Here is a 9,643-nt window from a genome sequence, read left to right as displayed (position 1 = left end):
CAACGCAAGACCCCGCAAGACCCTCAACATCGACACCCCAGCTGAAAGAATGGCCCAACTCCTCGGCGTTGCAACCACCGACTGAGACCGCCGCGGGAACGGGAAGTGTCCAAGATTGCCAGCTGTGGCGCCTGAAGCTGCCGGGGTCGTACCCGGCGGGAGCAGTTGATTTCTTCCGGTCACGGAGGATCAACGGACTGGGCGGCGAGTCGGGCTGCCCGCATCGTCAGGTAGCGCTGTTCGGGCAGGCTGCTCGTGCGTGCGGCGGCGGTCCGGTAGTCGATGATCGCCTGCTCCCGGTCGCCGGCCATCTCGTGCAGGTGGGCGCGGGCGGCGGGCAGCCGGTGGTGCCCGGCCAGTCGGGGGTCGTCGGTCAGCGCGGCGAGGGCGGCGAGGCCGGCCGCCGGTCCGTGCACCATGGCGGTTGCCACGGCCCGGTTGAGCGCCACCACCGGGGTGCCGACGAGTCGTTCCAGCACCTCGTACAGCGCCAGGATCTGTGGCCAGTCGGTCTGCTCGGTGCTCGGCGCCTCGTCGTGCAGGGCGGCGATGGCGGCCTGCACCTGGTACGGGCCTACCGGCCCACGCGGCAGAGCCTGGGTGACCAGGGCGATGCCCTCGGCGATCGCCGTCGCGTCCCAGCGGCTGCGGTCCTGGTCGGCAAGTGAGATCAGCTCGCCGGACGGCCCGGTCCGCGCCGGGCCGCGCGCCTCGGTGAGCAGCATCAACGCCAGCAGCCCTGTCGATTCGCTGTCGTCGGGCAGCAGCGTGTGCAACGCGCGGGTCAGCCGGATCGCCTCCACCGCGAGGTCGATCCGGCGCAGGTCCGGGCCGGTGGTGCTTGTGTGTCCCTCGGTGAAGACCAGGTAGAGCACCTGCCGCACGCTGGCGAGCCGGTCGGCCCGCTCCGCCGGGTCGGGCATCCGGAACGGCAGCCCGGACGCCCGGATGCGCTGCTTGGCCCGGCTGATCCGCTGCGCCATTGTCGCCTCGGGCACCAGGAACGCGCGGGCGATCTCGGCGGTGCTCAGCCCGCCAACGGCCCGCAGGGTCAGCGCCACGGCCGACGTCGGGGCGAGCGCCGGATGGCAGCAGAGCATCAGCAGGACCAGGGTGTCGTCCCGCTCGGCGGTCAACTCCTCGTCCGCGGCCGGTGCGTACTGCCGGTCGTCCGGATCGCGGCGGGCGACCAGGTCCTCCCGGCGCCGCCGGGCCTGCTCACCGCGGATCAGCTCGATCATCCGGCGGTAACCGACCTGGATCAGCCAGCCGCGTGGGTTTGTCGGCAACCCTTCGGCCGGCCACTGGGTGGCGGCGGCCAGCAGCGCCTCCTGCACCGCGTCCTCGGCGGTGGCGAAGTCACCGAAACGGCGGGCGAGCACGCCGAGGACCTGCGGCGCCAACTCGCGCAGCAGGTCCTCGATGCGGGGGTCGGTGATCAGCCCTCACAGCTCCTGGGGTGGGGCGGACATCACCGGGTGCACCTCGATCGGCATGTTCAGCGGCCGGCCGCCGGGGCCGGGTGCGGTGGAGATGTACGCGGCCAGCTCCACCGCCCGCTCCGGGCTGTCGCAGTCGACGATCCAGAAGCCGGCGAGGAACTCCTTCGTCTCGGCGAACGGCCCCTCGGTGACCACCGGCGCTCCGCCCTCACCGGCGCGGACGATCCGGGCCTGCTGCGGGCCGCCGAGACCCTGCGCGTCGACCCACTCCCCGGCGGCGGTGAGCTTGTCGTTGACCTCGCCCATGAACGCGATGTGCGCCTGGACCTCCTGCGGGGTCCAGGTGTCGATGCTCGGGAAGTCGGTCCCGGTGGCGCTGAACTGCATCAGCAGCATGTACTTCATCGTCTCGCTCCTCATGCCTGGGCACCATCCTCGGTGCTCTCACCCTGAGGTAGAAGCAGGCGAGGCCGTTCTCGACACTCCGGCGGAAGAATTATCTAGCCAATGTCGGAGACCTCCAGCACCAGGCTCTGCTCCGGATGCAGGGCCGGCAGTTGCACACCCACCCGGGCCAGCGCCGCCCCGCTGAGGGTGACGCCGCCCGCCAGCCAGGCCGGCGCGGAGCGCTGGATGGTCGCCGGAGCCGGTACGTCCGCCACCTGTCGCACCAGGTAACGCCGCCCGGGGTCCAGGCCGGGCAGTCGGACCGCGCCCGGAGTCTGCGTCACCGAGGTGCTCAGTCGCGCCACCGCGTACACCGCACGGGTCCTGTCGTGGTCGATGACGCCGTGTGCCCAGACGGCCGGGTCCGGGTGGTCGACCCGGACCACCCGGCCGGAGTGCAGCAGCGGGCGCAGCCGCTTGTGCAGAGCCACCCAGGCGGCCAGCTCGGTCTGCTCGGCGGCGCTGATCGAGGCGATGTCCCACTCGATGCCGTGGTGGCCGAAGAGCGCGGTCGCCGCCCGGAAGCCCAGGTCGTGTACGCGGTTGGTGGTGTGCGAGCGCTGCGGGCCGATGTGCGTGCCGACCAGCTCCGGTGCCAGCAGCAACCCGGTCCAGCGCTGGATGCTGAGCCGCTCCAGGGCGTCGTTGCAGTCGCTGGCCCAGACCCGGTCGGTGCGGGCCAGGATGGCCAGGTCCACCCGGGCGCCGCCGGACGAGCAGCTCTCGATCTCCACGCCGGGATGCCGGCGGCGCAACTCGTCGAGCAGCCGGTAGACCGCCAGGGTCTGCCCGTGCACGCCGGGGCGGCCGTGGTGCCCGGCCTCGGTGAGGTCCCGGTTCTGGTCCCACTTGAGGTAGCTGATGCCGGGATGGTCGGTGAGCAGCGCGTCGAGGCGTTCCAGCAGGTAGTCGTAGGTTTCCGGGCGGCCCAGGTCGAGCACCTGCTGGTTGCGCCACGCCGGCGGCAGCCGGCCCGGCACGGCGAGCAGCCAGTCCGGGTGCGCGCGGAACAGGTCGGAGTCGGGGTTGACCATCTCCGGCTCCACCCACAGGCCGAACTCCAGGCCCCGTCCGGTCACGTGGTCGACAAGCGGTTGCAGGCCGTCGGGCCAGACGCCCTCGTCGACGTACCAGTCACCGAGGCCGGCGGTGTCGTCGCGCCGGCCGCGGAACCAACCGTCGTCGAGCACGAACCGCTCCACGCCGATCTGCGCGGCCCGGTCGGCGAGGGCCCGCAGCCGGTCCAGGTCGTGGTCGAAGTAGACCGCCTCCCAGACGTTGAGGGTCACCGGTCGGGGGGAGCGCGGGTGCCCGGGTCGAGCCCGCAGGTGCGTGTGCAGCACGTCGCTGAGCCCGTCCAGCCCGACGTCGGACCAGACCGCGTAGAGCAGGGGAGTGTCGTACGACTCGCCGGGGCCGAGCCGGATCTCGCCGGGGGCCAGCAACTCGCCGCCGCCGAGTGTCGACTCGCCGGTGGGCCGGCGCTCGGCGACGGTGACGTGGTCGCCGCTCCACGCGGTGTGCACCGCCCACACCTCGCCGTGGCCGAAGCCGAACCCGGGAGTGCCCGCCACCAGCAGCAGCGTGGCGTCGTGCCCGGTCCGGCCGTGCCGACCCGCACGGACCCAGGCGCCGTGCGGCCACGGGTGCCGCTGCGGGGACCGTTCCCGACACCACCGGCCGGTCAGGTCGAGCAACTCCGTGGCGACCGCCGGCACCGGCAGCACCGGTGTCAGCTCCCGCAGCTCGTACGCCGTGTCGCCGTCGTTGCGCAGCCGGTGGCGGACGGTCAGCAGGCCGTGCGGGTCCATCGTGATCTCGCTGGTCAGGGCCAGACCGGCGGCCCGGTCCGACGCCCGCACGGTCAGCAGCGCCGCGCCGGGCCCGCCGTGCCCACCGTCGGCCGGGAGTACGCCCACCACCTCGCCGCCCGTTGCCAGGTGGCCCGGGTCGGGGCCGATGTCGCGCAGGTCCAACCCGTCGAGGTGGAACGAGGTGGACCAGTCTCGTCCGTCGCGGTGCCCGGCCAGCCCCGGTCGGCCGCCCCAGCCGGCGCTCGCCTCCGGCAGTAGGGACAGCGCGGGCGGCTCGTCGAAGCTGCTCGGCACCACCGGCGGCACCGTCGCTTCGGCGAGCTGGCGTAGGGCGTCGTCGTCGAGGTCGCCGACGTCGCCGCCCCAGTGCACGATCCGGGGCAGCCCCGGGCCGCGCGCGTCGAGCACCAGGCTGGTCCGCGCGCGGCGCAGGTGCAGGATGGTCATCCTTTGGAAGCTCCCAAGGTCAGGCCCCGAACGAAGTGCCGCTGGAGCATGAAGAAGATCACCAGGGTGGGGATCGCGACGAGCACGCTGCCCGCCGAGACCAGGTTGTTGTCAGTGAAGAACTCGCCGCGCAGGTTGTTCAGCGAGCTGGTGACGGGAAACTTGTCACCGGTGCGCATCAGGACGGTGGCCCAGAAGAACTCGTTGTAGATCCAGGTCACCTCCAGCGTCGCCAGCGCCGCCAGCGCCGGCCGGCACAGTGGCATGGTGACCTGCCAGTACTGCCGCCAGATGCTCGCTCCGTCGACCATCGCCGCCTCGTACAGGTCGCGGGGCAGCGCCTTCATGTAGTTGCTGAGCACGAAGACGCAGAATCCACACTGGAAGGCGACGTTGATCAGGATCAGGCCCCAGTAGCTGTCGTAGAGCAGCTCCGAGTCGCTCATGAACTCCGGCAGCGGCACCTCGGTGAACAGCCGGAACAGCGGGATGAGCAGCGCCTGCTGGGGCAGCAGGTTGGCGGCGGTGAACACCCCGAGCAGGACGACGTTGAGCTTCCAGCTGAACCGGGCGATGACGAACGCCACGCAGGAGGCGAGGAAGAGGGTGAGCAGCACCGCCGGCACTGTGATGTACACCGAGTTGAGGAAGTGCTTGCCGAACTCCGCCGTCCGCCAGGCCGTGACGTAGTTGTCGAGGGTCCAGCCGCCGAACGACACGTAACCGTTGGCGGCGGTGTAGTCGTACGAGCGCAGTGAGGTCAGCACCGCCCAGGCGATCGGAAAGAGCCACGCCAGCGAGACGACGATGAGGAAGCCGTGCAGCAGCAGCCGCGCCGGGGTCAGTCGGCGGCGGCGGACCGGAGTGTCGACGCTCATTCCCGGTTCTCCCTCAGCACGGTCGCCAGGTAGATGGTGATGAAGACCAGCGAGACGACCAGCATGATCGTCGCCAGTGCCGAGCCGAAGCCGATCCGGCTCGCCTCACCCACCACGTTCTGGGTGACCAGCGCGGAGATCAGCTCCAGTCCGTTGCGGCCCTTGTTGACGACCCAGACCAGGTCGAACGCGCGCAGCGACTCGATCACGGTCACCACCAGCACGATGATGTTGATGGGCCGCATGACCGGGAACACGACCCGGAAGAACGTCCGGCTCTCCGAGGCGCCGTCGACCGCCGCGGCCTCCCGCAGCGAGGGGTCGACGCCCTTCAGACCGGCCAGGTAGAGCAGCATGATGTACCCGACGTGCCGCCACCCGGAGGCGATCATCACCGCCCAGATGTTGACGCTCGAGTCGCCGTACCAGTCGATGCTGCTGCCGAACACCGCGTTGATCAGGCCCTGGTCGCGGGAGTAGAGCAACTGCCAGACGAAGCCGATGAGCGCCAGCGAGAGCACCACCGGCAGGTAGAGCGCGGTCTGGTAGAAGCGGCTGCCGCGCAGTTCCTTGTCCAGCAGGACGGCCAGGAACATGCCGAACGGGGTGGCGACCACGAACAGGGCGGCCAGCCAGAGCAGGTTGTGCTGGATCGCCGGCACGAACGGCGGGTAGATGTTCACCACGTCGCTGTAGTTGCGCGCGCCGACGAACTCGATCTCGTTGAGTGGGCCGATGCCGTCCCAGTCGGTGCCGGACAGCAGCACGGTCGCCGCGGCCGGCAACCAGACGAAGCCGGTGACGAGCAGCAGCGGGACGAGCACCATCAGCGTGATGACCACGCGGTCGGTGCGGGACAGGAGCCGTAGCCGCCGGCGACGACCACCAGTGGAGGTGGTCGCCGCCGGCGGCGGCACGGCGTGATCCGCTTGGATCAGGGGCAGGTCGGACACGATGTCCTTCCCCTTCCGCCGTCAGTCAGTGAAGATCGACTTTTTCTGGTTCTCGATGGACGAGGTGAGCCCGCCAATGTCCTTGGGGTTCTTGATGAACTGCTGGATCGCCGGGATCATCACGGTGGAGGCGAAGTCCGGTCGGGTGTCCCGGTCGAGGAACTGCGCGATTTCGGTGGCTGATCCGACCAGCTCGGCGGCTTTCTTCTGCAACGCCGTGTAGCCGCTGGTGTCCGCGCTGGTGTTGGCCACCAGGGTGGTCGGGTCGCTCTTGACCGTGATGTCTCCGGCGGTCTTGCCGCCGAAATACTCCATCAGCTTGCGGGCGTTGTCCTCGTTCTTGGGCTTGCGGGCCATCATGTAGCCGTCGATCGGCGCGTCGAGGGCCTTGGCGCCGATCGACGGGTCGATCTCGGGGAAGGTGAAGAAGTCGAGGTCGCTCTGCTCCTCGTTGGTGAACTGCTGGCCGACGAAGAGGCCGAGCAGGTACATGCCGCTCTTCTTCTGCTGCAACGACTGTGCGGCCTCCTGCCAGGTGCGGCCGAGGCTGTCCGGCTGGTGCAGGGGGAGCAGGCCGGCCCAGGTGTCGAACACCTTCTTGACCTTGTCAGAGGTCCAGGCCTCCTTGCCGGCCATCAGGTCGACGTGGAACTGGTAGCCGTTGATCCGCAGGTTGAGGATGTCGAAGGTGCCCATCGCGGGCCAGCCGTCCTTGTCGGCGAAGGCGATGGGGGTGAGCCCGTCCTTCTTCATCTGCTCGCCGAGCGCGGTGAACTGGTCCAGGGTGGTGGGCACCTGGTAGCCGTGCTGCTGCCAGACCGACTTGCGGTAGAACACCGCCCAGGGGTAGTAGGACGCGGGCACGAAGTACTGCTTGCCGTCGTCGCCGGTGGACGCCTTCTTGAAGGCGTCGGAGTAGCCGGAGATCTTGCCCCAGACGTCGCTGACGTCGCCGGCCAGGCCCTTCTGGGCGAAGAAGCGCATCCGGTAGCCGGCGAACCAGGTGAAGACGTCGTCCGGCTTGCCCTGTAGGTAGTTGTTGATGTTCTCCTGGAACGTGTTGTGGTCGACGGTGTTCACCGCGACCTGGACGCCGGACGCGGTCTTGAACCCGTCGGTGACCTTGACCAGGACCTCCTTCGGCTTCGGGTCGGACTGGTTCGAGCCGAGCGACACGTCCTTGCTGGACCCGCCGGAGTCGGAGTCGTCGCCGCAGCCGGCGAGGAGGCCGGTGCCGAGCAGCGCGCCCGTGCCAGCCGCGCCAGCCAACAGCGAGCGTCGGTTGATGCCGGCGACGGAGGGCGGTACGAGCCGAGCCAGGTACTCGGCTTGGGATCGGGGACGGGACATCTGTGCCTCCTGCGGATGAAGAGGTGCTACGCGAAGGGCCGTCAGAGGTGGGGTAAGAAGTCCGGCGACGTGATCAACCATCGGGATCCACCGAGAATCCACATTGGTCAACACGAACGGCCATTGGGGCCTCAAGTTACCCCTCGGTCAGGCGCTGTCAAGAGGTCAGATCACCTTCGATAACCCAGTTGTGATACAGCGGTAACGCGGTAAACGTTGGAAAGCGGATCAATGTTGGAACCTGTTGACTTCCGCGCCGTGCGAGGTGCACCCTCAGCTCTCATGCGGCAATGGCACGGAAACGGCATCTATTTCGGCGGCGACTACAACCCCGAGCAGTGGCCCGAGCAGACCTGGTCCGAGGACGTCGAGTTGATGCGCCGAGCCGGGGTCAACCTGGTCTCGGTCGGCATCTTCTCCTGGGCGCTGCTGGAGCCCACCCCGGGCCGGTTCGAGTTCGGTTGGCTGGACCGGGTGCTGGACCTCCTGCACAGTGGCGGGATCCAGGTCGACCTGGCCACCGCCACCGCCAGCCCGCCGCCGTGGCTGGCGAGGGCGCACCCGGAGACGTTGCCCCGCCGGGCCGACGGCACGATCCTCTGGCCGGGCGGCCGACAGGCGTACTGCCCCAGCTCGCCCATCTTCCGGGAACGGTCGCTGGAGGTGGTACGGGCGGTCGCCGGCCGGTACGCCGAGCATCCCGCCGTGGTGATGTGGCACATCTCCAACGAGTTGGGCTGCCACAACGCGCACTGCTACTGCGACGTCAGCGCCGAGGCGTTCCGCGGCTGGCTGCGGGAGCGCTACGGCGACCTGGACGGGCTCAACGACGCCTGGGGCACCGCGTTCTGGAGTCAGCACTACGGCGACTGGGCCGAGATCAACCCGCCGCGCACCGCGCCGGCCTTCGCCAACCCCACGCAGCAGTTGGACTTCCTGCGCTTCTCCTCCGACGAGCTGCGCGCCCAACTGCGCGCGGAACGCGAGGTGCTGAGGACGCTGGTCCGTCAGCCGATCACCACCAACTTCATGATCGGCATGGGCGTCAAGCACATGGACTACCAGTCCTGGGCCGACGACGTGGACCTGGTGTCCAACGACCACTACCTGACCGCCGCCGACCCGCAGGCGCACCTCGGGTTGGCGCTCGCCGCCGACCACACCCGGGGCGTCGCCGGCGGCGATCCGTGGCTGCTGATGGAGCACTCCACAAGCGCCGTCCAATGGCAGCCGCGCAACGTGGCCAAGCTGCCCGGTCAGCTGCGCCGCAACAGTCTGGCGCACGTCGCCCGGGGCGCCGACGGCGTGCTGTTCTTCCAGTGGCGCGCGTCCCGGTCCGGTGCGGAGAAGTTCCACTCCGCGCTGGTGCCGCACGCCGGGCCGGACACCAAGGTGTTCCGCGAGGTGTGCCAACTCGGTGCCGACCTCAAGGCGCTCGCCGAGGTACGCGGCAGTCGCGTGGACGCCGACGTGGCGATCCTGTTCGACTGGGAGGCGTGGTGGGGTGTCGAGTTGGATTCACACCCCAGCGTCGACGTGCGGTACGCCGACCGGCTGAACGCCCTGTACGGCGCACTGTGGCGGGCCGGCGTGACCGCCGACGTCGTCCACCCGTCGGCAGATCTCAGCGGCTACCGGTTGGTCCTGGCGCCAACCCTCTACCTGGTCCGGGACGCCGACGTCGCGGCACTGCACCGCTACGTCGAGGGCGGCGGGACGGCGGCGGTCACCTACTTCAGCGGCATCGTCGACGAGAACGACCACATCCGCCTCGGCGGCTACCCCGGCGCGTTCCGCGAACTGCTCGGTGTACGGACCGAGGAGTTCTTCCCGCTGCGCGAGGGCGAGCAGGTCCGCCTCGACGACGGCAGCACCGCCGACGTGTGGACCGAGTGGCTGCACCCGGACGGAGCGGAGGTGCTCGCGTCGTACACCGACGGGCCCTTGCCGGGCGTGCCGGCGCTGACCCGACACCGGGTCGGCGACGGTGCCGCCTGGTATGTCGGCACCCGGTTGGACGAGGCGGCCACCGACCGGCTGGTCGCCCGGCTCGTCGGCGAGGCCGGCGTGCGCCCGGCGGCGCCAGCGCCGTCCGGCGTGGAGGTGGTACGCCGGCGCGACGGCGACCAGAGCTGGCTGTTCGTCATCAACCACACCGAGGCGGAGGCCAGGCTCCCGGTGACCGGCACCGAGCTGTTGACCGGCGCACGGTGCTCCGGTGAGCTGACGCTGCCGGCCGGTGCGGTGGCGGTCGTCCGCGAGGATCGGACCGATCATCCGGCCTGACCTCGGCGACGGCCACGGTACGAAGG

7 protein-coding genes are annotated in these 9,643 nt (G+C 69.9%); 1 reads left to right on the top strand and 6 read right to left on the bottom strand.

Annotated elements, in window-relative coordinates; translation table 11 throughout:
• Positions 1 to 179 precede the first annotated feature (179 nt).
• The 6 genes from ABZU25_RS31285 to ABZU25_RS31260 all read right to left on the bottom strand — a co-directional run bounded on the left by ABZU25_RS31285 (position 180) and on the right by ABZU25_RS31260 (position 7,331).
• Positions 180 to 1,439 carry a sigma-70 family RNA polymerase sigma factor gene (locus tag ABZU25_RS31285; RefSeq protein WP_355032944.1) on the bottom strand — a complete coding sequence of 420 codons (1,260 nt, stop codon included), beginning with the start codon at positions 1,437 to 1,439 and terminating at the stop codon, positions 180 to 182.
• Positions 1,440 to 1,445: 6 nt separating this feature from the next.
• Positions 1,446 to 1,862 (bottom strand): YciI family protein, encoded by a 417-nt coding sequence (locus ABZU25_RS31280; protein WP_355032939.1) that lies wholly within the window; start codon positions 1,860 to 1,862, stop codon positions 1,446 to 1,448.
• 80 nt (positions 1,863 to 1,942) lie between these two features.
• Entirely contained in the window at positions 1,943 to 4,150 is a 2,208-nt protein-coding gene (locus tag ABZU25_RS31275; protein ID WP_355032938.1) for an alpha-galactosidase, read from the bottom strand.
• The gene (locus ABZU25_RS31270; protein ID WP_355032937.1) at positions 4,147 to 5,028 is read right to left on the bottom strand and encodes a carbohydrate ABC transporter permease; all 882 of its coding nucleotides are present in this window, start codon (positions 5,026 to 5,028) and stop codon (positions 4,147 to 4,149) included. Before ABZU25_RS31270 ends, ABZU25_RS31275 begins: the two co-directional genes overlap by 4 nt.
• Positions 5,025 to 5,981 carry a sugar ABC transporter permease gene (locus ABZU25_RS31265; protein ID WP_355032936.1) on the bottom strand — a complete coding sequence of 319 codons (957 nt, stop codon included), beginning with the start codon at positions 5,979 to 5,981 and terminating at the stop codon, positions 5,025 to 5,027. The genes ABZU25_RS31270 and ABZU25_RS31265 overlap by 4 nt, the downstream gene beginning before the upstream one ends.
• Positions 5,982 to 6,002: 21 nt before the next feature.
• Complete coding sequence (locus ABZU25_RS31260) at positions 6,003 to 7,331, bottom strand: ABC transporter substrate-binding protein (RefSeq protein ID WP_355032935.1); 1,329 nt, start codon at positions 7,329 to 7,331, stop codon at positions 6,003 to 6,005.
• A gap of 282 nt (positions 7,332 to 7,613) precedes the next feature.
• Here ABZU25_RS31260 and ABZU25_RS31255 point away from each other — a divergent pair, with 282 nt between their 5' ends.
• A complete protein-coding gene (locus tag ABZU25_RS31255; protein ID WP_355032934.1) occupies positions 7,614 to 9,617 on the top strand; it encodes a beta-galactosidase in 2,004 nt (667 codons plus the stop codon).
• Positions 9,618 to 9,643: the final 26 nt, after the last annotated feature.

It is taken from the genome of Micromonospora sp. NPDC005215 (genome assembly GCF_040607915.1).
Taxonomy (GTDB): Bacteria; Actinomycetota; Actinomycetes; order Mycobacteriales; family Micromonosporaceae; genus Micromonospora.
Note: the sequence above shows the minus strand (reverse complement) of the source record. Positions and strands in the feature narration are given on the sequence as shown.